At 67.8% G+C, this 23,697-nt stretch carries 19 protein-coding genes, 1 tRNA gene and 1 pseudogene; 10 read left to right on the top strand and 11 right to left on the bottom strand.

What is annotated here, in order from left to right; all coding sequences use genetic code 11:
* The coding region (locus Aple_RS52215; protein ID WP_373869638.1) for an SCO6745 family protein at positions 1-647 on the bottom strand (647 nt) is incomplete at its 3' end.
* Positions 648-1,548: 901 nt separating this feature from the next.
* On the opposite strand from Aple_RS52215, the pseudogene Aple_RS27120 reads away from it, so the two are divergent.
* The 4 genes and pseudogenes from Aple_RS27120 to Aple_RS27130 form a co-directional block, all read left to right on the top strand.
* A pseudogene (locus tag Aple_RS27120) lies at positions 1,549-1,695 on the top strand (IS5/IS1182 family transposase); the annotation flags it as partial.
* Between the two features lie 296 nt (positions 1,696-1,991).
* The gene (gene lanL, locus Aple_RS27125; protein ID WP_281361620.1) at positions 1,992-4,685 is read left to right on the top strand and encodes a class IV lanthionine synthetase LanL; all 2,694 of its coding nucleotides are present in this window, start codon (positions 1,992-1,994) and stop codon (positions 4,683-4,685) included.
* Positions 4,686-4,766: 81 nt separating this feature from the next.
* The gene (locus Aple_RS56380; RefSeq protein WP_218038526.1) at positions 4,767-4,889 is read left to right on the top strand and encodes an ALQxL family class IV lanthipeptide; all 123 of its coding nucleotides are present in this window, start codon (positions 4,767-4,769) and stop codon (positions 4,887-4,889) included.
* A 481-nt stretch (positions 4,890-5,370) separates the two neighbouring features.
* Positions 5,371-6,864 carry an alpha/beta hydrolase family protein gene (locus tag Aple_RS27130; protein WP_155347541.1) on the top strand — a complete coding sequence of 498 codons (1,494 nt, stop codon included), beginning with the start codon at positions 5,371-5,373 and terminating at the stop codon, positions 6,862-6,864.
* Between the two features lie 10 nt (positions 6,865-6,874).
* On the opposite strand, the gene Aple_RS27135 is transcribed toward Aple_RS27130, so the two are convergent.
* Entirely contained in the window at positions 6,875-7,042 is a 168-nt protein-coding gene (locus Aple_RS27135) for a hypothetical protein (RefSeq protein ID WP_155347542.1), read from the bottom strand.
* 80 nt (positions 7,043-7,122) lie between these two features.
* Between Aple_RS27135 and Aple_RS27140 the strand changes: the two genes are divergently transcribed.
* On the top strand, positions 7,123-8,184 hold the full coding sequence (locus Aple_RS27140; RefSeq protein ID WP_155347543.1) for a radical SAM protein: 1,062 nt from the start codon (positions 7,123-7,125) through the stop codon (positions 8,182-8,184).
* A gap of 152 nt (positions 8,185-8,336) precedes the next feature.
* Here the strand turns inward: Aple_RS27140 and Aple_RS27145 are convergent.
* Positions 8,337-8,409, bottom strand: a tRNA-Ala gene (locus tag Aple_RS27145).
* Positions 8,410-8,499: 90 nt separating this feature from the next.
* On the opposite strand from Aple_RS27145, the gene sigJ reads away from it, so the two are divergent.
* The 3 genes from sigJ to Aple_RS27160 are packed head-to-tail and all read left to right on the top strand — an operon-like array spanning position 8,500 to position 11,343.
* Complete coding sequence (sigJ, locus tag Aple_RS27150; RefSeq protein ID WP_155347544.1) at positions 8,500-9,387, top strand: RNA polymerase sigma factor SigJ; 888 nt, start codon at positions 8,500-8,502, stop codon at positions 9,385-9,387.
* A complete protein-coding gene (locus Aple_RS27155) occupies positions 9,384-10,166 on the top strand; it encodes a DUF429 domain-containing protein (RefSeq protein ID WP_155347545.1) in 783 nt (260 codons plus the stop codon). The genes sigJ and Aple_RS27155 overlap by 4 nt, the downstream gene beginning before the upstream one ends.
* Positions 10,159-11,343, top strand: a complete 1,185-nt coding sequence (locus tag Aple_RS27160) for an NAD(P)-binding protein (protein ID WP_155347546.1) — start codon at positions 10,159-10,161, stop codon at positions 11,341-11,343. The genes Aple_RS27155 and Aple_RS27160 overlap by 8 nt, the downstream gene beginning before the upstream one ends.
* Here Aple_RS27160 and yjfF read toward each other — a convergent pair.
* The 8 genes from yjfF to Aple_RS27200 form a co-directional block, all read right to left on the bottom strand.
* Positions 11,294-12,442: a galactofuranose ABC transporter, permease protein YjfF gene (gene yjfF / locus Aple_RS27165; RefSeq protein ID WP_246264801.1), complete on the bottom strand. Its 1,149-nt coding sequence runs from the start codon at positions 12,440-12,442 to the stop codon at positions 11,294-11,296. The two genes, Aple_RS27160 and yjfF, sit on opposite strands and share 50 nt — an antisense overlap.
* Complete coding sequence (locus tag Aple_RS27170) at positions 12,439-13,473, bottom strand: ABC transporter permease (protein WP_155347547.1); 1,035 nt, start codon at positions 13,471-13,473, stop codon at positions 12,439-12,441. Before Aple_RS27170 ends, yjfF begins: the two co-directional genes overlap by 4 nt.
* Positions 13,470-14,969: a sugar ABC transporter ATP-binding protein gene (locus Aple_RS27175; protein WP_155347600.1), complete on the bottom strand. Its 1,500-nt coding sequence runs from the start codon at positions 14,967-14,969 to the stop codon at positions 13,470-13,472. Before Aple_RS27175 ends, Aple_RS27170 begins: the two co-directional genes overlap by 4 nt.
* A gap of 59 nt (positions 14,970-15,028) precedes the next feature.
* Positions 15,029-16,012, bottom strand: a complete 984-nt coding sequence (locus Aple_RS27180; RefSeq protein ID WP_155347548.1) for an ABC transporter substrate-binding protein — start codon at positions 16,010-16,012, stop codon at positions 15,029-15,031.
* 21 nt (positions 16,013-16,033) lie between these two features.
* Positions 16,034-17,515 carry an L-arabinose isomerase gene (gene araA / locus Aple_RS27185; protein WP_155347549.1) on the bottom strand — a complete coding sequence of 494 codons (1,482 nt, stop codon included), beginning with the start codon at positions 17,513-17,515 and terminating at the stop codon, positions 16,034-16,036.
* Entirely contained in the window at positions 17,512-18,165 is a 654-nt protein-coding gene (locus tag Aple_RS27190) for an L-ribulose-5-phosphate 4-epimerase (protein ID WP_155347550.1), read from the bottom strand. Before Aple_RS27190 ends, araA begins: the two co-directional genes overlap by 4 nt.
* Before the next feature lie 141 nt (positions 18,166-18,306).
* Positions 18,307-19,344: a LacI family DNA-binding transcriptional regulator gene (locus Aple_RS27195; protein ID WP_155347551.1), complete on the bottom strand. Its 1,038-nt coding sequence runs from the start codon at positions 19,342-19,344 to the stop codon at positions 18,307-18,309.
* Between the two features lie 252 nt (positions 19,345-19,596).
* Positions 19,597-20,955, bottom strand: coding sequence for a CynX/NimT family MFS transporter (locus tag Aple_RS27200; RefSeq protein WP_246264802.1), 1,359 nt, complete (start codon positions 20,953-20,955; stop codon positions 19,597-19,599).
* 373 nt (positions 20,956-21,328) lie between these two features.
* On the opposite strand from Aple_RS27200, the gene Aple_RS27205 reads away from it, so the two are divergent.
* Both Aple_RS27205 and Aple_RS27210 read left to right on the top strand, forming a co-directional pair.
* The gene (locus Aple_RS27205) at positions 21,329-22,450 is read left to right on the top strand and encodes an ROK family protein (RefSeq protein WP_155347552.1); all 1,122 of its coding nucleotides are present in this window, start codon (positions 21,329-21,331) and stop codon (positions 22,448-22,450) included.
* The gene (locus Aple_RS27210) at positions 22,420-23,679 is read left to right on the top strand and encodes an MFS transporter (RefSeq protein ID WP_155347553.1); all 1,260 of its coding nucleotides are present in this window, start codon (positions 22,420-22,422) and stop codon (positions 23,677-23,679) included. The genes Aple_RS27205 and Aple_RS27210 overlap by 31 nt, the downstream gene beginning before the upstream one ends.
* Positions 23,680-23,697 lie beyond the last annotated feature (18 nt).

The raw sequence follows: 23,697 nt of genomic DNA on the forward strand, positions 1-23,697 counted from the left end.
CCCCTGGCCCGAAGCCCCTCTTCCCCCGCCGCCCAGTCCTCATCCGACCACCCACGCGTCCCCTTGAGCAGCGACACCATCGCGGGCGCAGTGGCCGCATAGAGAATCAGCGCCTCCAGCCCGCTGACCCCTTCACTCACCAGCACCGCGACATGCCCATCCCCCCGATACTCCCGAAGCAACGTCTGCGCGTGCCACAACCGCAGCAACGGATCCTCCGGCCACGGCAACGCCGCATGCGCCCCGAACAAGGCCCGCCCCCGCACATGCGCACACGCCTCCTCCGCGGCCCGGCTCGCCAGCTCCAACGTCTCCGCCAGCTCAGGAAACTCATGGATTCCGACCCGCCGCAACGCCGCTCCCGCCGCCTCAAGCCGCGCCTCCACCAGCTTCTCCGGAGTGACGACCTCCCAGACCTCCGGAATCCCCCGCCGCACCAGATCCGGACAAAAGTTGAAAAATGTAGCTATAACCACCTCAGCCGAAACGGCCCCCATCGCCGCAACTCGCGACGCAAAATACCCTACCTGCGGATCGCCCACCCCAAGGGCCCGATACCGCCTCCGAGCCTCCGGCACGAAGTAGACCATCGCATGCAAAGGCTCCAACCGCCGCCAAGCCTGCCGCGCCACCCCAACCGAAGCCATCCCGGCCCTCCAACCCAAGGTGACCGAACATTATTCGGCAACCCCCAAACCGTCAATGACCTCCTGCACAGCTGCGGGATCCGTGATCACGATGCCCGCCTGGAATGATAAAGACTTAAGCCAAGGACTTGATCTCAGGGCCACTCTCACCCGACACGCACGAACGATCTTGAACCACCGCGAGCCGCAGGCCCTGCGACTCCTGCCGAAGACACTGAGCTTCAGCCTCAACCTGCTCCACACCACCAGCACTTTCGATAGCCCGATGCAGGTGATCGGTATCGCGCCATCTGCGATAGCTACGCATCGATTCGCCTCCTTACCTGCGCCTCCGCCCCGGAGCACGTCAGAAAAGCGACAGGCTGCCCATCAACTTGCCAGCCGCGTCAAGTGCACCCAATGATCGCCCCAGTCAAACAGGGCAAACGCGCTAGCAACCCCCAGGGGGCGTGGGGGGCTGTGCCCCCCACATCGGGGGCTCGGGGGGTCGTCCCCCCGTGTAAACGACGAAAAGACCCTGGGGAGGAAGCGCTCGCTTCCGACCATCCAGGGTCAGTCGTTCGTGGAGCTAACGGTCTCCTACTCGAACACGCCGGCCCAGCTAGAGGAACTACGGCAACGCGTAAGCGCGCCGTGACCCACAGCCTCAGGGGCCGAGTAGCGCGCCGCTACTCTCGTAAATCCGCAACCGTGATCTGCAAGTGGGTTTCCTGATGACGATCAGGAGACCCACTTACCCCATCTGCGGCTTCTTGACCACGTAGATGGCAACAAGCGCCGTGACCTGACCCGTGATCTGAATGTCACCGCCTGTGAAGTGGCGGTGCCGACATTCGGTCACTCGGCGTCAGGAGAGAGGTGGTACAGCGTGTTGCAGAGAACCAATCGCGGTCGATGAATACTCCGGGCCATGGGCGAGCGCGCGGTCGCGACTCTGAAGACCTGGAAAGTCCTGGCCAAACTCCGCTGCTGCCCGCACCGGGCCACCGCGATCGTGCAGGCAATCCTCACCCTGGAAGCCATCGAAACCACTCGCTACTCAGGGTGAAAAGTACTCAGTGTGCCAATCGACGCAGACCGGGCCATGAACGGCCGATTACAACTAGTGCTTCAGCAGCTCATCACGCCGCCGCGGCTTCCTTTTCCGGCCTGCGCAGCCTGATCACAACCAGCCTCGAAGGGAGCCGTTAATGCGCGTCCACGCTACCGCTCAGCTCATCGGCGACCGCAGCCACCAGTGTGACCCCGACGAAAAAAGCCGATGGCAAGAGTAGATCAAATCGGTCGGGTCGTTATCTCATCACCGACGGAAGAACAAATATGACCACACCACGTGCACAGAGCATGGCAGTCGAAGACACGATTTTGGAGGATTGCGTACGTGCCATTATCGGCCGCCACGAAGCCGTCGATTGGCGGGTAGAGCCGGGTGACTTCTGGTGCAATGTGCGCCCCGGTCGGCAGTCGGGACGGCAGGCCATCCAGGGATGGAAGCTGCACCTGTCGGCGACGGTCCTGTCCGCGCCTCACGTACTGGCCCGGGCCGCCGACGTGCTGGTCCGACATGGATGCGAATTCAAATTCGCGCACACCCTCGACGTCGTGCGGCAGTTGACGTCAGCGCGCTACGACCGAGGTGGCGGCGGCAAGTTCATCACGGCATACCCGCAGGGCGACGAGGAGCGGCTGCGCCGGCTGGCCGATGAGCTGCACGAGTCGACGGCGGGGTTGCCGGGCCCCGCTATTCTTTCCGATCGGCGTTACCGTGAGGGCAGCCTGGTGCACTATCGGTTCGGCGCGTTTCACGGACTGCCGATGCTCGGCAACGACGGCTCGTATGAGGCGATGCTGGTCAACCCCGAGGGCGAGCCGGTCCTCGACCAGCGTAAGGCTTGGTTCACTCCGCCGACCTGGGCGCCACGCGATCCCTTCCGGTCCGCGCCGGCTGGCGCCACCGGCCAAGCCGCCGCACCCACGACAGTCCTGCTGGATGGACGGTACGCGGTCAGCGTTGCGGTCAGGCACTCCTTCAGGGGCGGTGTCTACCGGGCCACGGATCAGGTGACCGGCGAGCAGGTGATCGTCAAGCAGGCCAGAGCTCACGTGAGCGGCGACATGACCGGGAGGGACGGCCGCGACGCGCTTAGGCGTGAGGCGTCCTTGCTGGAGACGCTGGGCACGTCGGCGATGACGCCCCGCCTGGTCGGTCTGTTCGACCAACAAGGGGACCTGTTCCTGGTGCAGGAGGCGGTCACCGGTGTCACCCTGCGGGAATTGGTGTGGACCCAACTGCGGTTCGCCGACGACGTCGCCTGGGGACCTCCGACCGGTAAGGCGGTCAGGCTGGCCTCGCAGCTGATCGACCTGCTGGAGGCGGTGCACGGGCGCGGGCTGGTCTTTCAGGATTTCACTCCCGACAATCTGATGGTTACACCCGAAGGCGACCTGCGCCTGATCGATGTGGAACTCGCCGCCCGCCCCGGCGAGACCACGGTGCGGGCGTTCACTCCCGCCTACGGCGCTCCCGAGCAGCTGTCGGTGACAGGTCTGGGCCCCGCCCCCGACCAGAGGGTCGACCTGTACGGCCTGGGCGCGACGCTGTTCTACCTGGCCAGCGGGGTCGATCCGTTGCTCGCGCCCGAGCGGCCGCAGGCGCGTACGACGCACGAGCGCCTGCGGGCCTGGCTGGCGCACATGTCGATCGGCAATCCAGTCGTGCGTCGCCTGGCAGTCGTCATCCTCGGGCTCATGGATGAGGACCCCGGGCGGCGTCCCGGCCTGGCGGCCGCACGCGACCTCATGAAGGAAGCCCATGCCGTTTCGTTTGATGTCTCTCCGAAACCCGAGCAGATCAGCGACGCGGCCATCGATGGGCTGATCGCCGACGGGATCGATCATCTGATCGCGACCATGGAGCCGGAGAACGAGGCACGACTGTGGCCGGCCACGCCCATGGACCGGACGACCGATCCGCTCAACGTGCAGCACGGCGCCGCCGGGGTGCTGGGCGTGCTCACTCGTGCCTATGAGGTTCGGCCGAGCACGGCGCTAGGAGAGACTGTCGCCATCGCGGCGAACTGGATCCGCCGTGCCGTGCCGTGCGAGCCTCGCCTGCTCCCCGGCCTGCAATTCGGCCGGTCGGGCACGGCATGGGCGCTCCTGGAAGCGGGCCAACTGCTCAACGACCAGCGATTGGTCGACGTTGCGACCGACCTCGCGCTGCGCGTGCCCCTTTCCTGGCCTAACCCCGACGTCTGCCACGGCACCGCAGGGGCCGGTCTCGCCCAGCTGCGATTCTGGGAGAAGACCGGAAACGAAGAGTTCCTCGCCCGGACGCGGACGGCGGCCGACGCTCTCCTGGCGGCAGCCGAACATCGAGACGGACAGATCCTGTGGCCGATCCCGCAGGATTTCAACTCCTCCCTGGCCGGCGTCGTCCACTACGGCTTCGCCCATGGGGCGGCGGGGATCGGAGCCTTCCTGCTCGCCGCTGGACGGGCACTCGACGACAGCTCCTACGTCGACCTGGCGGGGGAGGCGGCTGACACGCTCGTGTCGGCTGCGCAGATGAAGGACGACGCCGCCTACTGGGGCGCCGAGCCCGGCGATAAAACCCTGCACACCCGTTGGTGCAGCGGATCAAGCGGCGTGGGAGCCTTCCTGCTCCAGATGTGGCGCCAAACCGGCGACGAGAGCCTCTACCCGCTGCTCGATCAGGCCGCCACCGCGATCCGCCGATCCCAATGGTCCACGATGCTCGGCCAATGCTGCGGCCTGGCCGGCGGCGGTGAGCTCCTGATCGACATGGCCGAGGCCACCGGAACCCCGCGCTATCGCCAATGGGCGCAGGAGCTCGTCCGAGCCGCCTATCTGCGGCGTTTTCACCGGGATGGCCGCCAGGTGATTCCCGATGCGTCCGGCACCGATAGCTTCGCGTACTTCGGTAACGGCCTATCCGGAATTTTGGCCTTCCTCATTCGACTGCGGCACGGTGGTCCACGGCCATGGCTACCCGAGGCGTTCTCCCTGGGGTCGTGAACATCAGCTTTCCCTTAGCCCTCCGTTGCACGCTTCCGTGGCACGGAGACCAAACCTCAGTACGGAGGGAGGTGATTTCTTATGGAGATCGACATCATGGCGTTGGACACGCTGCCGGCTGAAGACCCCACGGGCGTGGGCCTTTACCCGTGCTTCGCGACGTGTCTCATCATTACCTGTGCATACCAGGGCTCGACGATCTAGTCGAGGTCGACATTTCTCTGATTTCCGTTTGATCGTCTGACGGATTTCAGATAAATGATACGTGCCGGTCTCTCTCGAGGCTCTGCTTGGGGAGGGGCCGGCATCTCGCCGGGCCGCCTGGATAGAGCGGGATGGCGTTTGCCTAGCAGGCTAATCCATTGACGAAAGCCAGATTGGGGGGATTGTGGTGAATGTAGCGCCGGGGGACATGGTTTATCGAGTCAGCTTCCGATTTTCCGCGCGGGGGGAACATGCCGCCTGCCTGACCATCGACGGCGACGGCCGGACCGCCATTGAGGCATGGTCGTTCGAGCGAGGGCACGCGGACGTCCGGCGGGTCGATACATCGGCCGCTGTCGTGGTACCGGCGCAGGTGATTCCAGCGGAGGATGGAAGAATTGTTCTGCTACGGCCTGGATCCGGCACCCATGAGGTTACCGTCATAACCCCGTCCGATTCTGGCGGCCACATCGAGCATCGGGTGGCCACGGTGCGAGCCGAGGGGTTGCGCGCCTTTCCGAGCCCCGATCCTGCCGTGCCGGCCATGCTGGTGTCCTACGCGGACGGCCGCACGGTCATCCAGCGGCTCACCGACGAGGGCCTCGAGCCGGTCGTGGGCCTACCGGGGATGATCACGAAGGAGTGCCGCCTCACGCCTGACGGTCGCCAGCTCGCGGCCAATCAAATCGTGGACGGCGAACGCCGAGCCGTCGCACTGGATCTGACGAACGACGCGGTGACACCGTTCGCCCACGACGTAGGCGCGGTCCTGCTGTCGTCCCCCGCGACGGGAGACGTGCTGGTCGCGGTCGACACCCCGGATGGCGTGAAGTTGGGCTGGCTCACCCCCGGTGACGCGCATGCTCGCCTGCCGGGCGAACTGAACGACATCGAGGGTGTCGTGCTGCCGCTGGCCGTCGACCCGGCCGGGGATCGACTCGCGCTGAAGGTCACCGACGGAGCGCGTTCCCGCCTGCTGATCCACGAGCGGCGCACCGACAAGGTGCGCGAGCAGCCAATTCCGCCAGGAGTGATCGGGTTCGCGAGCGCCTGGACCGAGGGCGCGCTGCGCTTCAGCTACTCCGCCCCCACGCATCCTTCCGGCGTGCTCGCCGTCGACCCGTCCGGCACCGCCGCGGAGTGGGCGGAGGGACACGACACGCCGGACACCTTGCCCTGGTGCGATGCCCGGCTTGAGCGCTTCGATGGGCCCGCCGGGACGATGGAGGCCGTCGTCTACGGTCCGGACTGGCGGCAAACCAAACATGTGCTCATCGCGTTGCACGGCGGCCCCGAAGCCGCCTGGGACCTGAGCTTCGACCCCACCCTCCAGCGTTTTGCCCAGGCGGGAATCAGCGTGATCGCGCCCAACCAGCGCGGGAGCACCGGTTACGGGGCCGCGCATCGAGCCGCCATCGTGGATCAGTGGGGCGGCCCCGATCTAGCCGACATCCGCCACCTCCTCGCCGCCGTCAACACGGCGCGCCGCTACCCGCGGCACCCGGCGCCCATGCTGTTCGGCGCATCGTACGGCGCGTTCCTGGCCCTGCTGGCAGCTGCGGCGGACCCACTGATGTGGTCGAGTTGCGTGGTGGTCGGCCCCTTCCTGTCCGGCTCCCGACTGTACGCCGACGGCTCGCCCGCGGTGCGGTCGCTCCTCGACCGGCTGGGCGGCTCTACCGACCTCGACGACGACCTTGGCCCACGAGATCTGCTCCGCCTGTGCCCCCAGATCCAGGCGCCCCTGATGGTCATCCACGGCGAGCAGGACAACGTCATCCCTGTGGAGCACTCGCGCGCCCTGGCCCAGAGGCTGACGGCAGACCGCAGGTTTATCTACCGGGAGATAGCTGGCGGGGAGCACTACCCGTTGAGCGGCCGGGGCGGCAGGGCGCTGCTCGACGAGGTCGTGGACTTCCTGCTCAGCCCTGTGAGGGACAACCTCGCGCTCGCCACGCAGGCAGCCCCGGCATGAGGACAATCCTTCACGTCATGCGGCTTGCGCCGGGCGACACCACGATCGACACGGTGTGCGGACTGATCGCGGTGGGCGCGCGATCCGCATCCTGCTGTTCGACGGCACCGGCACGAGGATCGGCACGCACGACGAACTGGTGAGGAACTCCCCGCTCTACGCCGACCTGGTCGGCCATTGGGAAGCCCCAGGGTCAAGGCGCCTCAGTAGCACGCACGCCCAGCGATCAAAACGACTGCAGCTCAAAGGAGATACGAAATGGCAAGTCACGAAGGGCCGGACGAGGTGATCTGGGACATCACCTACGCATGCCCGCTCCGGTGCGTTCACTGCTATTCGGAGTCGGGCAGGCGGCCCGCACGACGATTGAGCGAGGGCGGCATGCTGCGCGTCGCCGAGGCCATCGCCGCCATGCAGCCGGAAGGGGTCGCGATCGCCGGAGGCGAGCCGCTGCTGATCCCGAACCTGATCCAGGTCATCGAACGCATGGCTGACGCCGGCCTGAAAGTCGCCGTCTACACCAGCGGCTGGCTGATGGATCACGACACCGCCCGGAAGCTGGCCGACGTCTGCGACAAGGTCGTGGTCAGCGTGGACGGTGCGACCCCCGAGGTGCATGACCGCATTCGCGGCAGGCAAGGCTCATTCTCCCGCGCGATGCGGGCGCTGACGATTCTCGACGAGGTCAGCGCGGAGCGAAAGTCCAACGGACAACCGCCCCTCAACTTCGGCATCGACTGCATCCTGCTGCAGAGCAATTTCCAGCACATGGAGCTGTTCTGCGAGGCCATCGCGTCCCGGTTCGGCCATCTTCAGTTCATTGCCTTCGGGGCGGCCGTACCGGGGGGATTGGCAAGCCGCCCACGATTCGACGAGCACGAGCTGCTCACCGAGGAACAGATCAACCGGCTGAACGACCCGGCCCACGCCCAGCGGCTGCGAGCCCTCGCACCTGCCTCGGTGATGGTGGGCACGACCGACAACCGTATCCTGCAAATGCACCCCGAATTGATCGCCCGCGGCATCGTCTTCAATGTCCTGCAAATCGAACCGGACGGAGAGGTGCGGGCGATGCCCATCTACGAGGGAACGGTGGGAAACATTCTCGCCGATCCCCCCGACGTGCTGTGGAAGCGCGCGAAGGCGCGATGGAGCGATCCCTTCGTCACAACCGCCTTGGGCCCGGCTAAGACCATGAAGCAGTGGGCCGAGGCAGCACGCCTCATCGACCAGCGCTTCGGCTCCACCGTCGTCCGCGAACGAATCAGCCGCCGCCCCGAATTCCCCCTGCCGAGCAGTTCGAGGAACAAAAGCCAGTAACCGAGCGAAGCGAGGCCTTACCAGGGAGCGCGAGGGGGCGAAGCCCTCTCGTATCGGGGGTTCGGGGGGTCGTCCCCCCGTGTGCAGAAAGGCGAATGGCTCGTGGCAGGTGCCCCGAAGGGGCAACAACCACGAGCCATTCATTTCGCCTGTGGAGCTATGGGGATTCGAACCCCAGACCCCCTCCATGCCATGGAGGTGCGCTACCAGCTGCGCTATAGCCCCTTGCGGTGGTGTTGAGTGTATCGGACCTCGGGAGTGAAGAGGTAACCGTCGGGATGTCACGTTGGGGTGGCGTCGTGCGTCTGGAGGTTTATGGGTGTGGAGACGTTTCTGGAGCATCGGGAGATCTTGGTTGGGGTGGCGTACCGGATTCTGGGGAGCGCGGCCGATGCGGAGGACATCGTGCAGGAGGCGTGGGTGCGGTGGGCTGCGGTGGCGGAGGGGGAGGTGGAGGATGCGCGGGCGTTTCTGGTGCGGGTGACGACGAATCTGGCTATCGATCGGTTGCGGCGGTTGAAGGTGCGGCGGGAGTCGTATGTGGGGGATTGGCTGCCTGAGCCGGTGAGTACGGGGCCGGAGCTCGCGGAGCGGGCCGAGCTGGCGGAGAGTGTGGAGGTGGCGATGTTGGTGGTGCTGGAGACCTTGTCGCCGTTGGAGCGGGCGGTGTTCGTGTTGCGGGAGGTCTTCGGGTTCTCGCACGCGGAGGTCGGGGAGGCGATCGGGCGGGCGGAGCCCGCAGTGCGGCAGTTGGCGCGGCGGGCGCGAGAGCATGTGCGGGAGCGGCGGCCGCGGTTCGATGTCGATCGGCGGGAGCGGCGGGAGGTCACCGAACGGTTCATCGGGGCGTGCGCGGGTGGGGATCTGCGCGGGTTGATGGAGCTGCTGGCCAAGGATGTGACCTTGGTGTCGGACAGTGGGGGCAAGGTTCGGGCGCCCCGGCGGGTCGTGGTGGGGGCCGATCGGGTGGCGCGGTTCCTGGTCGCGATCGCTTCGGAGGCGGGGGTCGCGTCGTTCCTGGCGCATGCGGGAGTTCCGGAGGGGGCTGCGTACGAGATGGAGATCTCGGATGTGAACGGCGCGCCGGCGATCGTGGTTTCGGTAGAGCGTGCGGTGCTCACGGTGGTGTCGTTGCTGGTCGTCGATGGGATGATCGAGACCATCTATCTGATGGCGAACCCCGAGAAGATGGCGCATGTGTGATCACGGTTGGGATTGATCTGGCGGCCGAGGCGGTCGATACGGCGGTCGCCTGGGTGGAGTGGTCGCAGGGCCGGGCGCGGGTCAGCAGGGTGGAGACTCGGGCGGATGACGCGCTCGTGGTTGAGGCGATCCTGGCCGCGGGGAAGGCCGGCGTCGACTGTCCGCTCGGGTGGCCGAATCGATTCGTGGACTTTCTCGTCGCGCATCGGGGTGGGGAGGTCGCCTTGCCGCTGGGCGGTGTCGGGCGGCTTTGGCGCAGGGATCTGGCGAATCGGGTCACCGATCTGGTGGTGCGGGAGCTGACGGGGCAGCGGCCGTTGAGCGTGGCGGCTGACCGTATCGGATATGTCGCCATGCGGTGTGCTGGGCTGATGGCGGAGCTGGCGAGGCGTGGCCAGGTCGTCGACCGGCGTGGGGGCGGGGTGGTGGTCGAGGTGTATCCGGCCGCGTCGCTCAAGCGGTGGGGGTTGCCGTTCACGGGTTACAAGCGGGCCGCGAATGTGGGTGAGCTGAACCGGCTGGTCGATGGGCTGGGCAGGGCCGCGCCTTGGCTGGAGCTGGGGGCGTTTGAGGGAGTCTGCCGGGCTTCGGATGACGCCGCTGACGCCGTCGTCGCCGCGCTCACCGCGCGGGCGGCCGCGATGGGTCTGGTCACGGTGCCGTCGCCCGGGCAGGCCGAGGCGGCCCGTACGGAGGGGTGGATCGCGGTTCCGACCACGTCGCTGGATGAGCTGATGTCACGTTCTGAGGATGGCCCACGTCCTGGGGTGCATGGATGAAATCACGGTAATCGGAGGCGGGCTCGCCGGGCTGACGGCGGCCATCGCCTGTGCGGAAGAGCGCGCGCGGGTCGTCCTGTACGAGGGGCACCACACGCTCGGCGGGCGGGCGCGGTCGTCCGCGGCGCCGTACATCGCGAATGACGGGACGCGCGTCTTCTACGCGGATGGGGAGCCGTTCCAGTGGCTGGCGCGGCGCGGGCTGGCGCAGCCGTACCGGCGGCTGGGGCTCAAAGAGGGGCGGAAGGCGCGGGTCCGGCATCGGGGCAAGCTGAAGGCGCGGGTTCCGCGGCCGTTGCTCGCGGCGATCGTCAGGCGCGGGCTGGTCGCGCCGGTGGATGAGGACTTCCGTTCCTGGGGGGTCAGGCGGCTGGGGGCCGACGCCACCGACGCGGTGGCCGGAATACTCGGAGTCGTCACCTATGACGCGGATCCGGGGCGGCTGTCGGCGGCATTCGTGTGGGAGCGGTTCAGGCGGGCCACCGCGCCCCAGTTCCCGGCGCCGCGGTACATCGTGGGCGGCTGGGGCCGGGTCGTCGACCGGATGGCGGCTCACGCGCGCGACCTGGGCGTACGCATCGAGACCGGAACCCACGCGGACACGCTGCCCGCGGGACCCACCATCGTCGCCACCTCGCTCGACGCCGCTCGCCGGTTACTCGCCGACGAATCGCTGCGCTGGGAGAGCGGCCGCGCCGTCCTTCTCGACCTCGGGGTACGGCGGGACCCGCGCGACCTGTTCCTCCTGTCCGACCTGGACGAAGGCGGCTTCCTCGAGCGCTATTCGTCCCCCGATCCGTCGTTGGCTCCGGACGGGGAGAGCCTCGTCCAGATGCAGATGCCGATGCGGCCCGGCGAGTCGAAGGCCGACACGCTGGCACGGCTGGAGCGGGTGGCCGATCTCGGTCTGCCGGGGTGGCGGGATCGGGTCACCTGGCGGCGGGAGGCGCTCGCGAACGGGCGAACGGGGGCTCTGGATCTGCCGGGGGTGAGCTGGCGGGATCGGCCGGCCATCGAGCGGGGTGACGGGGTCTGGCTGGCCGGGGACAGTGTCGCCGCCCCCGGCCTGCTCAGTGAGGTGTCGATGCGCAGCGCGCTCATCGCCGCCGAGCGGGCGGTGGCCTCGGTCAGCCGTCCGGGGACCGCTTCGAGGAGATCGCCCGCTGCAGGACGATGAAGACGAACAGCAGGGCTCCGGTTACGATCTTGATCCACCAGGAGCTGAGGGTGCCCTCGAAACGGATCAGCGTCTGGATGGAGCCGAGCAGGAGCACGCCCAGCAGGGTGCCGAGGACGTAGCCGGAGCCGCCGGTCAGCAGGGTGCCGCCGATGACCACGGCGGCGATCGCGTCGAGTTCCATGCCGACCGCGTGCACGCCGGTTCCGGACAGCGTGTACGTGGCGAAGAGCATGCCCGCCAGCGCGGAGCAGGTGCCGCTCACCACGTACGCGCCGATCTTGGTGCGCGCCACGGGGAGGCCCATCAGGAGCGCGGACTGTTCGTTGCCGCCGATGGCGTAGATCCCGCGGCCGAATCTGGTGTAGTGCAGGGTCCAGAAGGCGAGCCCCAGCACGGCGATGGCCACGAAGACGGTCGGCTTGATGAACATGTCCCCGGGGAGCGGGATGGGGATGTGGGGCCATTCGGCGAAGAGGGGGTGCTTGATCGAGATCTGGTCGATGCTGATGACGAAGCAGAGGCCTCGGGCGAGGAACATTCCGGCCAGAGTGGCGATGAAGGGCTGGATCTCGAAGTGGTGGATCATGTAGCCCATCAGGAAGCCGAGTGTCGCGCCGACCGCCAGCACGATCGGAATGCTCGCCAAGCCCACGTGCTCGACCAGCGAAGCCGACAACATCGCCGACAAGGCGATCACCGCGCCCACCGAGAGATCGATCCCCCCGGTGAGGATGACGAACGTCATCCCGATCGCGGCGACCAGCAGGAAGCCGTTGTCGATGAACAGATCGATGATGACCTGACCCGATCCGAAGGCCGGATAGATCGCGGAACCCGTCCCGAAGAGCACCACGAACAACGCCAGGGTCACTAGGACCGGCAGATACTCTCTCCGCAGGCGGGCTTCGAAGATGGCGGTGACTCTCCCGCCCACCCGGACTCCGCCGCCCACTGGAGCCCCGCCCCGGTCCTCGCGGGCATCGATCGCCACGACTTCACGCTGCTCACCGCCCGGCAGGTTATCGCCCACCGTGGCCTCGTCTCGTTTCCGGATGCGGTCCATCGGCTGCTCGGTTTCTCTCGGACCACGTTTCATGCCGGCACCTCCGCTTCAGCCGGAGCGGGAGTAGATGGTCGTCGGCGTCGGAACGCCTTCGCCCGGAACGCGGGAGACTGGATCAAACACACCGCAGTCACCACCACGGCCTTGAACACCAGCGTCACCTGAGGCGGAACCCCGGTGGTGTAGATCGTGGTCGACAGGGTCTGGATGATCAAGGCCCCGAGGACCGTCCCGGCGAGTGAGAAGCGGCCTCCCATCAGGGAGGTCCCCCCGATGACCACCGCGAGGATGGCGTCCAGCTCGATCCACAGGCCCGCGTTGTTGCCGTCGGCCGCGCGAATGTTCGAGCTGATCATCAGTCCCGCGATCCCGGCACAGAACGCGGAGAAAACGTACGCGAGCACCAGCAACCGCCGAGCCCGGATGCCCACCAGACGCGATGCCTCCGCATTGCCTCCGACGGCCTCCAGCAGCAGTCCGAGGGCGGTTCTCCGGGTGAGGACGGCTGCTGCGGTGAAGACCAAGACGGCGATGAGAACGGCGAACGGGAAGCCGAACAGGTAGTCGCCACCGATCAGTTCGTAGGGGGCACTGTTGATGGTGATGATCTGGCCGTCGGTGATCAGCTGGGCTATGCCGCGGCCGGCGACCATGAGAATCAAGGTGGCGATGATGGGCTGGATGCCGACGCGGGCGACGAGTAATCCATTCCACAGGCCGAGGACCAGGGACAGTCCGAGGGCGAGGGCGACCGCGGTCAGCACCCCGCCGACCGCCTCCTGATCCGACTGGTCGGCGATGATCGAGCAGGCGAGGGCGCCGGAGATCGCCACGGTCGCGCCGACCGACAGGTCGATGCCCCCGGTGGCGATGACCATGGTCATGCCGAGGGCGATGAGGATCAGCGGGGCGCCGTACAGGAGGATGTCGATGAGGCTCCCGTACAGGTGGCCGTTCTTCAGTTCGATCCGGAAGAAGGTCGGCGTGAAGATCAGGTTGGCCAGCAGCATCACGGCGAGGATCGCGGACGGCCAGAACAGGCGGTGTCTGGTGATGGTGGTCATGGCGCGACTCCGTTGGCGATGATCTCCAGCAGCCGTTCGGGGGTGACGTCGGTCTCGTTGGCGATCTCCGCGATTACGGCGCGATCCCGGAGCACCTCGATTTTGTGGCTGATGCGCAGGACCTCCTCCAATTCGGCGGAGATGAACACCACGCCCATGCCGTCACCGGCGAGCGAGACGACCAGCTTCTGGATCTCGGCCTTGGCCCCGACGTCGACCCCCCGGGTTGGCTCGTCGAGGATGAGCAGCCGCGGCTGCGTGATCAGCCACCGGGCGAGCAGGACCTTCTGCTGATTGCCCCCGCTGAGGTTGCGAGCCGGAATATCGGGATCCGGCGGATTGATGCTGAGCGCCGTGATGTACTTCCCGACCAGTTCGGCGCGCCGCGCGGCGGACAGCGGCCGCAGCCAGCCCCGAGCCGCCTGCAGCGCCAGCACGATGTTCTCGCCTACGGTCAGCTCCCCGACCAGCCCTTCGGTCTTACGATCCTCAGGGCAGAACGCCACACCACGCCCGATGGCCGCACCAGGCGTGCGCAGCGCCGAAACCGACCCGCCGACCTCCACCGTCCCGCTGTCGGCCCCGTCGGCCCCGAACATCAACCTGGCCGCCTCGGTCCGCCCGGACCCCAGCAGCCCGGCGAAGCCCACCACCTCCCCCGGATGCACATCCAGATCGAACGGCGCGATCCCGCCCTTGCGCCCCAGCCCGCGCGCCGCCAGCACCGGCTCCCGGCTGGCGATCGCCTCCCGCACGTCCTCCCGCGGCGCGTGCAACTCCTCCAGCGTGCGCAGCACCCGCCCCGTCATATACCCGACCAGCTCTACCCGGCTCAGCGCCCGCGTCTCGAACTCCCCGACCAGCCGCCCGTTGCGGAGCACCGTCATCCTATCCGAGATATCGAACACCTGGTCGAGAAAATGCGAGACGAACAGCACGGCCACCCCGTCGTCCCGCAGCCGGCGCATGACCGTGAACAGCCGTTCCACCTCTTCGCGGTCCAGACTGGAGGTGGGTTCGTCCAGGACGAGCACCTTCGCCGAGATGTCCACTGCCCGGACGATCGCCACCAGCTGCTGCACCGCCAGCGAATAGGACGCCAGCGGCGCGGCCGGGTCGATGTCCAGCTGGAAGCGGGCCAGCAGTTCGGCGGCCCGGCGCCGGGTCTCCTTCCAGCGGATCCGGCCCAGCCGGCTCGGTTCCCGCCCAATGAACACGTTCTCGGCCACCGTGAGGTTGGGGCAGAGGTTGACCTCCTGGTAGACGGTGCTGATCCCGGCCGCCTGGGCCTGCTTGGGGCTGCCGATCGTGAGCGGCGCGCCGTCCAGGCTTACCTCGCCGGAGTCGGCGGAGTGGACCCCGGTGAGCACCTTGATGAGCGTGGACTTGCCGGCGCCGTTCTCCCCCATCAGCGCGTGCACCTCGCCGGGGAGCAGCCGGAAGTCGACGCCGTTCAGCGCCCGTACCCCCGGGAAGTCTTTCGTGATGCCCGTCATTCGCAACACGGCGGGCCCTCCTTCGGGGCCGGGCGGCGCGAAGCCGCCCGGCACAGGGGTCAGTACTGGCGGGTGGACAGGACCTCGGCGGCCTGCTTCGGGGTGAAGGTGGTCTCCTTGGTGACGATGCGCTTCTCCATGGGCTGCCCGGCGGCGGCCTGCTTGGTGAGTTCCATCAGCTGATCGCCCAGGAGCGGGCTGCACTCGGCGATGAAGTTGATCTCGTTGGCGGCCAGCGCGGTCATGCCGTCCTTGACCGCGTCGATAGTGGCGATCTTGATGTCGACACCCGGCTTGAGACCGGCGGCCTTGATCGCCTCAATGGCGCCCAGGCCCATGTCGTCGTTGTGCGCGAAAAGCAGGTCGATCTTCGGGTTGGCCTGCAGCAGCGCCTGCATGACCTCTTTGCCCTTAGCTCGGGTGAAGTCCCCGCTCTGTGAGGCGATGACCTTCAGGTTGGGGTTCGACGCGATAGTGGCCTCGAAGCCCTTCTTGCGGTCGATCGCGGGCGCCGAGCCGACCGTGCCCTCCAACTGCACGATGTTGACCGGCCCGGTCGCGGACTTGAACTCCTCCACTGCCCACTTGCCGACCTCCTCGCCTTCCTTGACGAAGTCGGAGCCGATGAAGGTGGCGTAGAGGGAGGCGTCGGAGTCGACCGCGCGGTCGGTCAGAATGACCGGGATCTTGGCGGCCTGGGCCTCCTTGAGCACCGCGTCCCAGCCGGTGACGACCACCGGCGAGAAGGCGATCACGTCGACCTTCTGCTGGATGTAGGAGCGGATGGAGGCGATCTGGTTCTCCTGCTTCTGCTGGGCGTCGGAGAACTTCAGGTCGATCCCGGCCGTGGCCGCCGAATCCTTGACCGACTTGGTGTTGGCGGCACGCCAGCCGCTCTCCGAACCGACCTGGGAGAAGCCGAGGACGATCTTGTCGGATCCGGCGTCCCCGCCGGTCGCGGTGTCCGCGCCGCCGCCACCGCAAGCGGTGAGGACGGAAGCCAGCAGTCCGGCGGCCAGCGCCGCCGACAGTTTCTTCAACATGAGTGTTCTCCTTGGGGGATGTCAGAGGCCCTGGGCCAGGCGGTAGTACGCCTGGTTCCAGCGGATCTCCTTGGTGAACTGCCTGGTCGTGGTGGTCTCGTCGATGAGCAACAGCTCCGTCCCCGCCATGTCGGCGAGGTCGGTCAGCTCCTCGGGCCCGATCGCCGCCGACAGCGCGGTGTGATGCGGGCCGCCGGCCATCAGCCAGCTCTCAAGGGAGGTACGGAAGTCCGGCAGCGGCTTCCACACCGCGCGGGCCACCGGCAGCTTCGGCAGTGGCTCGGTGGGCGCGACCAGCTCCACCCGGTTGGCGACCAGCCGGAACCGGTCTCCCATGTCGGACAGGCCGACCACGACGGCGTCCCCGGGCGCCGCGTCGAAGACGAGCCGCACCGGGTCTTCCCGGCCGCCGATGCCGAGCGGGTGGATCTCGCAGGACGGTACGGCGGAGGCGATGCTCGGGCAGACCTCCAGCATGTGCGCGCCCAGCACGCGTTCCTGTCCTGGTTCGAGGTGGTAGGTGTAGTCCTCCATGAACGAGGTTCCGCCCGGGAGGCCCACCGCCATCGCCTTCAGGGTGCGGACCAGCAGGGCGGTCTTCCAGTCGCCCTCGCCGCCGAAGCCGTACCCGTCGGCCATCAGCCGCTGCACGGCCAGGCCCGGCAGCTGGCGCAGGCCGCCGAGGTCCTCGAAGTTGGTGGTGAACGCGCCGAAGCCGCCGTCGGTGAGGAAGCCGCGCAGGCCGAGCTCGATCCTGGCCGCGTAGCGCAGCGAGTCCAGGCGCTCCCCCAGCAGCGCGGGCGCCACCTGGTAACTGTCGGCATACTCCTTGACCAGCGTCGTCACCTCGGCGTCGGCGACCGCGTCCACGGCCGTGACCAGGTCGTTCACGCCGTAGGTGTTGACCGAGACGCCGAACCGCAGCTGCGCCTCGACCTTGTCGCCCTCGGTCACGGCGACGTTGCGCATGTTGTCGCCGAAGCGGGCCAGCCGGAGCGAGCGCATCTCGGCCAGGCCGAGCGCGGCCCGCGCCCAGGCGGCCGTGCCGGCGACCACGGCCGGGTCGGTGACGTGCCCGGCGATCGTCTTGCGGGGCACGCCGAGGCGGGACTGCACGTAGCCGAACTCGCGGTCGCCGTGGGCGGCCTGGTTCAGGTTCATGAAGTCCATGTCGATGGAGTGCCAGGGCAGCGCGACGTTGGCCTGGGTGTGCAGGTGCAGCAGCGGGGTGCGCAGCGCGTCGAGGCCGGCGATCCACATCTTGGCGGGCGAGAAGGTGTGCATCCAGGCGATCACCCCGACGCAGTCGTCGTCGGCGTTGGCGTCCAGGCAGATCCGCCGGATGGCGCCGGCGTCGGTGAGCACGGGCTGCCAGACGATGCGGACCGGGAGGCCGGAGCCGTCCAAGGTCTCGGCGATGCGCCGGGATTGGTCGGCGACCTGGGCCAGGGTGTCCTCGCCGTACAACCCCTGGCTTCCGGTGAGGAACCACACGTGCTTCATCGGACTCCCTGCCCGTAGACGTTCTGGTAGCGGTCGTACAGCCGGTCGACGTCGGCCGGCGCGATCTCCTCGGGCGTGCCGAGCTGGCGGGCGATGTGCACGGTTCTGGCGACGTCCTCGCACATCACGGCGGCCTTGACGGCCTCGCGCGGGGTGCCGCCGATGGTGAAGACCCCGTGGCTGCGCATCAGTACGGCGGGCGAACGGTGGCCCTCCAGCGTCGCCACGATGCCCCGGCCGATGTCGTCACCGCCGATCAGCGCGAACGGGCCGACCGGGATCTCCCCGCCGAACTCGTCCGCCATCGCCGTCAGCACGCACGGAATCGCCTCCCCGCGCGCGGCCCAGGCGGTCGCGTACGTGGAATGGGTGTGCACGACTCCGGACACATCCGGACGTTGCCGGTACACGTACGCGTGCGCGAACACATCGCTGGAGGGCTTCAACCCGTCCTGTACGGGTTTCCCCTCCAGATCGCACAACACCATCGACTCGGCCGTCAGCTCCTCGTACGGCACGCCGCTCGGCTTGATCAGCAGAAGGTCGGCCCCAGGGACCCGGGCGGACACGTTGCCCGCCGTCCAGACCACAAGACCGGCGGTCACGAGTAACCGGTGCAGGTCAGCCAGTTCCTGCCGGAGTTCGATCATTTCCCAACCTAGCGATAGTTCGTGATTGCGTTAACATCTTGGACCTCAGAGAACCCAGGAGGCTCTTACTTCGTGGTTCAGAGTGCTGTCGTTCGAGTCGACTTCGTTTATCGGCGTTGTGCGGTTATAGGCATTGCGCGGTTATAGGCGTTGCGCGGTGGACTCGCGGACGACGAGCTCGGGCTCGACCATCCGCCGGACATCCCCCTCGACCCCGGCGATGCGGTCCAGGAGAAGTTGCAGGGCCTGCCCGCCGACCTCGCCGAAGTTCTGCCTGACCGTGGTCAGCGGCGGCCAGTAGTACGCGGCCTCCGGAACGTCGTCGAACCCGACGATGCTGACGTCTTCCGGCACTCGTTTGCCCGCTTCGCGCAGCGCGCGCAGCAGGCCGAGCGCCATCGGGTCGTTGGCGGCGAACACGGCCGTGACCTCGGGGTCGCGGGCCAGCCGTCGCCCGTGCTCGTAACCGGACTGCGCGCTCCAGTCGCCGGCCAGCGGCTCCGGGATCGCGCGGCCCTCCGCCTCCAGCACCGACCGCCAGCCGCGCACGCGGCCGTTGGCGTCGATCCAGTTGGCGGGCCCGGACAGGTGCCACACCGTCTGATGTCCGAGGCTGAGCAGGTGCCGGGTGGCGCGCGCGGCCCCGGACTGCTGGTCGACGGCGGCCACCGGGACCGGGACGCCCTCACCGCCGCCCACGTCCACCACCGGCAGGTCCTTCGGCAGGTGCCGCAGGCCCTCGGCGGCCGACTCGTGCGGGGCGATGACGATGACGCCGTCCACCGACTGGGAGCGCAGGCGTTCGACGCCCTCGGCGATGGATCGGCGGGTGAGAGCCTCCAGGCTGGCGATGCTCACCAGGTAGTCGTGCTGCCTGGCGGCGCGCTCGATACCGTAGAGGGTGGAGGCCGGGCCGTACAGCGTGGTGTCGAAGCTGACCACGCCGAGCACGCCGGACCGGCCGGTGACGAGGGAGCGGGCGGCGAAGTTGGGGCGGTAGCCGAGTTCCTGGACGGCCGCGAGCACGCGCGCCCTGGTCTCCGGCCGCACCTTCTCCGGCGCGTTGAGCACGCGGGAGACGGTCATCGCCGACACTCCGGCGAGCCCGGCGACGTCCTCCATGACCGCCGCCCTGGGGCGGTCGGCCGGGGGGTCAGCCGTCGGGTTGCTCGATATCATCGGCCGCGATCCGTCCTTGTGCTGGGTCGTAGGTGTGTTGCGGGGAGATTTCCGAGTGTTTGCGATAACACTGGCTCTGTCAATACCTCGGTACTGCCTATCACGAAGAACCCACGATCCCACAGCTGAAACCGGATCGTTATGGGGTCCATGGCTTGACCAAACCGGCTGATAGCGCTAACAGCTTCAACTTATGACCGAGCTTTTACCTGGTGCAGGGTGGGGCGCTTCACCGGTTTGAGGCGAGATGGCCTACTCTTGATCTGTGGTCGCCCGAGGCGAGGTCAGGTCGCCTCGGGTGGCCACCTTTGTCTGAGACCGGTCCTTGTCCGGCTCCTCGCCGATTTCGTCTGGTACGGCGTGCGCCTGGATCTCTTCCTCGTAAATCTCTTTTTCGTGGATCTCTTTTTCGTGGATCTCTTCCTCGTGGATCTCGTCTTCGAGGACCCGGTCGGCGCCCGCGTACCAGCCGGTGGCCAGCTGGGCCGCGACGACGGCGAACAGCACGGCGAACGGCCACGTCCAGCCGCCGGTGGCGTCGTAGAGCAGGCCGATCATGAGGGGGCCGACCCCGGCGATGAGATATCCGACGCTCTGCGCGAACCCCGACAGCGCGGCTGTGCCCTCGGCGGTGCGGGTGCGCAGCGGGAGCAGCGCCAGCGCCATCGGGAAACCGCCCATCGCGATCCCGACCACGATCGCCGATCCCCAGAGCGCGTGATCGGTGAGTAGCCCGGCGAAGCCCACGGCGTACAGGGTGCAGAACAGGGCCACGAGTTTGCGGACGTTTCTCATCCTCGCGGTCAGGGCCGGGATCACAAGCGAACTCGGGATGGAGAGCGCGGTGAACACGCCGAGGACCAGGCCCGCCTGATCCTCGGTGTAGCCACCGTCCAGGAGCACCTGGAGGAGCCAGCCGAACAGCACGTAGGCGAGGAGACCCTGAGTCCCGAAATATCCGGCTATCGCCCAGGCCAACCGGCTGCGGACCAGCGTGCGGGGCCCCGCGTACGCGCCCTCGTGGTCCTGTTTCGGGTTATCGCGGAGGACGGCGATCCATGGCACCGCCGCGATCAACGCCATCGACGCCCAGACTCCGAGCCCCACCCGCCAACTCCCGCCGGCCGCCCGCTCGATCGGCAGGGTGAGCGCCGCCCCGAGCATCGTCCCCACGGCGAGCGAAGTGGCGTAGACGGTCATCATGACGCCGGTCTTGGCGGGAAAGTGCCGCTTGATCAGCGTCGGGAGGAGAACGTTCCCCAGCGCGATCCCCGCCAGCGCCACCACGCTCAAGGCCAGGAACGGCCACGCCGACCCCACCACCGCCCGCGCCAGCAGCCCCACCGCGATCAGCCCCAGCGCCACCACCAGCAGCCGCTGCTCCCCCACCCGCCTGGCCAGCCACGGCGTCCCCGCTCCAAACACCGCGAAACACACCACCGGCAACGTCGTGAGCAACCCCGACAACGCCCCCGGCATCTCCAGGCCCGCACTGATCTCGTGCAGCACGGCCCCCGTACTCGTAACCGCAGCCCTCAGATTGAGCGCGGCCAGCACCACCCCCACCACAACCAGCCAGGCCACCCACCGCCCCCGCCCAACCCCACTCACCAAAACCTCCACTCACCAGATCATCGGATGAGTCCACTACACCACCCACCCCACCCATAATGGGAGAAAACACCAAAGAACTCCCGAGTAGTCCACTTCACGCACCCGCCACCGCAATCAAGGCTCTTCGACAACGGACCAGGTGGCCCCATATCCGGGCGGTCCCGGCCCTCGGGACCGGTAAAGATCGATGATCGTGTGATCCGAATTCCCGTCTCGGTCTCTGCCTCTGTTCACTCCGCGTGATCGTTTGGGCGTAGCGGCTCCATGTCCCGCCGCCAACTATCCCGAATATACTCGTGGAGCGAGTATATTCGGGGATGTGAGTTCCGGTCAGGCACGACATTGGCGCTCGGCAACCGATGCGCTCGCCATGCTTCGGCGCGAGGCGCGAGTCACCCGGCCGCAGCTGGGCCGCCAGCTCGGCTTGGAAAGCGGCCCGACGTCAGACCTCGTCAAGCGGCTGTCCGCCGCCGAGTTGATCTGCGAACGTCGTACGACATCGAATCGACGCGGACGTCCGACGACTACCGTGCACGCTCACCCGTCCGGACCGGTCGCCGTCGTCGTGGACGTGAGACACGGTGACTGGCGGCTCGGGACGTGCGACCTCGATGGGACGGTTAGGGTCATCGCCACCGGTCAGCACGGCGGCATGACGCCCGGCAAGCTCCTCGCCCGGCTTCAGGCGCGGGTCGGCAACCTCATGCGTAGTCTTGACGGCCGCGTCGCCGGAATCGGCGTGGCCGTCCCAGGCCCCACGGCCGACAACCGGCTCGTGCACGCCACCATGCTCGGCTGGCACGATCTGGAGGTTGCCCGCGTCGCGCCCACCCCGGACGTCCCTGTTGTCGTCGGCAACGACGCAACCATGGCCGCGATGGCCGAAGCCCGCCTGCACACGCCGCACCCGCACACCCTGCTGCACGTGGTGGTCGAAGTCGGTGTCGGCGGCGCCTTCATCGTGGACGGCAGGCCCACGCCCAGCGCTCGCGGTCTGCACGGCGAGTTCGGGCATCTTCCGTTCGGCGATCCCGGCGTCATGTGTCCGTGCGGCGCGCGTGGTTGCTGGGCCGCCGCCTTTGACGTGCCGGCGGTCGCCCTTCGCGCCAAGCTCCGTGCGGAGCCGGATTCCCGCGCGTGGCTGCACCGTCTGTTCACCGACCCTGACCCGTCACCGGAGGCCCGCGAGACTCGAACGGCACTGGCGGCCGACCTGGGGCGCGGGATCGCTGGACTGGTCAATGCCCTGGACCCGGATCTCGTCACCCTCGGCGGGCTGGCGGCGCAGGTGCGGGATGCGTCACCTGCCGGCTTCGAGCGTGCCGTCCACATCGGTCTGATGAAGGTGCACCGAGACCGGCCACCCGGCGTCGTCGCGGCCCTCGCGGGGGAGAACGCGCCGCTCGTCGGCGTAGGCCTCTCGGTGTTCGACCGCGTCCTGGACGCCGAGATGCTCGCGCGGTGGGCGACCCGCGGACCGGTGACGACATGATCGGACGCCGATATCGAGCTCCTGCCGAAGGGCATGTGCAGCCGGGCTACCAGCGTGACGTTGCCACCTGGGTGGCGTTCGCTGCCCTGTTCGCCTTTGGCATCCTCAACGCAGCACTCGGACCGGTATTGCCGTATCTGCGGCAGACCGAACACACCTCCTACCTCGCCGGTGCGCTACACCAGGTCGCTTTCGCGATCGGCGGCATGGCGGCCGGTATTCAGGCAAGCCGGTCCCATGCGCCGCGAAGACGCACGATCGTTGTCGGCCTTAGCGGCGCCGCCGTGACCGGTCTGCTGCTTGGCTACGGCCAGGTGTTCCCACTGACAATGACCGCCGCATTCTTAGTCAGCGCCTTCGCCACCGCAGCGCTCATCCGGGTCTGGGCAGCGCTAGCCGATATGCATCACCGCTACCGTGCCGTGGCGATGACCGAGGGGGAAGTCGCCGTCAGCCTCGCCGGAATCGTCACACCGGCGGTGGTCAGCGCCTGCGCCGCCACGGCGCTCGGCTGGCGATTCTCCTTCGTGATCGCATTCGCCCTCGTCATTGCCACAGCAATCGCCGTGCGGGCCACGCGCTTACCCGATTCAGCTCCACGAACGGGCGTCGACACCACCGAGCATCACAACGCCGAACCTGCAGGTCAGCACCGACACTCACACCTGCGCACCCTCACCACGATCTTCGCCGTGGTGGGCCTGGAGTTCACCCTCAGTTTCTGGGCCGCCAGCTACCTGCACGACGTCGTCGGCATCACGCAAGATACCGCGGTCGCCCTCGTGAGCGCCCTCTACGCCGCAAACCTCGCCGGCCGCGTACTCGCCAGCCGACTGGTTCGGCGGCTACCGCCGACGACCGTGCTCCGGCTGTCGCTTGCCACCGCCCTCGCCGGCACGCCGGTCATGCTTGCCGCCGACAATCCGGTGCTGGTGACGGTCGGCCTCGCCGTGACCGGCATCGGGATCGGCGGCACCTTCCCGCTCGCGTCCTCACTACACGTCGCTGCCAGCGGCCGCACCGCCGACCAGGCACTCGGCCAGATCCTCACGGTCGCCGGCATCGGCCAGATCACCGGTCCTCTCGTCGCCGGTGCGCTCGCCCAGACCACCGACCTTCGCCTCGGCCTGCTGGTCCTGCCCGCCCTCACCGTCCTGGCCGCCACCACCACCCGGGCATCACGGCGCGCGAGGTCCATCGGCGGGACAACCACGGAATCACCGCACTGACCAGCACTAGATCAGGAA

The sequence above is a fragment of the Acrocarpospora pleiomorpha genome (assembly GCF_009687885.1).
Classification (GTDB): Bacteria; Actinomycetota; Actinomycetes; order Streptosporangiales; family Streptosporangiaceae; genus Acrocarpospora; species Acrocarpospora pleiomorpha.

What these genes read in the sequence shown, in the direction of transcription:
- Aple_RS27170 (WP_155347547.1), bottom strand. Translation starts at nt 13,473, where the DNA reads ATGACCACCATCACCAGACACCGCCTGTTCTGGCCGTCCGCGATCCTC.
- Aple_RS56380 (WP_218038526.1), top strand. Translation starts at nt 4,767, where the DNA reads ATGGAGATCGACATCATGGCGTTGGACACGCTGCCGGCTGAAGACCCC.
- Aple_RS27180 (WP_155347548.1), bottom strand. Translation starts at nt 16,012, where the DNA reads ATGTTGAAGAAACTGTCGGCGGCGCTGGCCGCCGGACTGCTGGCTTCC.
- Aple_RS27175 (WP_155347600.1), bottom strand. Translation starts at nt 14,969, where the DNA reads ATGACGGGCATCACGAAAGACTTCCCGGGGGTACGGGCGCTGAACGGC.
- Aple_RS27140 (WP_155347543.1), top strand. Translation starts at nt 7,123, where the DNA reads ATGGCAAGTCACGAAGGGCCGGACGAGGTGATCTGGGACATCACCTAC.
- Aple_RS27135 (WP_155347542.1), bottom strand. Translation starts at nt 7,042, where the DNA reads ATGGCCGACCAGGTCGGCGTAGAGCGGGGAGTTCCTCACCAGTTCGTC.
- Aple_RS27195 (WP_155347551.1), bottom strand. Translation starts at nt 19,344, where the DNA reads ATGATATCGAGCAACCCGACGGCTGACCCCCCGGCCGACCGCCCCAGG.
- Aple_RS27160 (WP_155347546.1), top strand. Translation starts at nt 10,159, where the DNA reads ATGGATGAAATCACGGTAATCGGAGGCGGGCTCGCCGGGCTGACGGCG.
- Aple_RS27190 (WP_155347550.1), bottom strand. Translation starts at nt 18,165, where the DNA reads ATGATCGAACTCCGGCAGGAACTGGCTGACCTGCACCGGTTACTCGTG.
- yjfF (WP_246264801.1), bottom strand. Translation starts at nt 12,442, where the DNA reads ATGAAACGTGGTCCGAGAGAAACCGAGCAGCCGATGGACCGCATCCGG.
- sigJ (WP_155347544.1), top strand. Translation starts at nt 8,500, where the DNA reads ATGGGTGTGGAGACGTTTCTGGAGCATCGGGAGATCTTGGTTGGGGTG.
- araA (WP_155347549.1), bottom strand. Translation starts at nt 17,515, where the DNA reads ATGAAGCACGTGTGGTTCCTCACCGGAAGCCAGGGGTTGTACGGCGAG.
- lanL (WP_281361620.1), top strand. Translation starts at nt 1,992, where the DNA reads ATGGCAGTCGAAGACACGATTTTGGAGGATTGCGTACGTGCCATTATC.
- Aple_RS27205 (WP_155347552.1), top strand. Translation starts at nt 21,329, where the DNA reads ATGCTTCGGCGCGAGGCGCGAGTCACCCGGCCGCAGCTGGGCCGCCAG.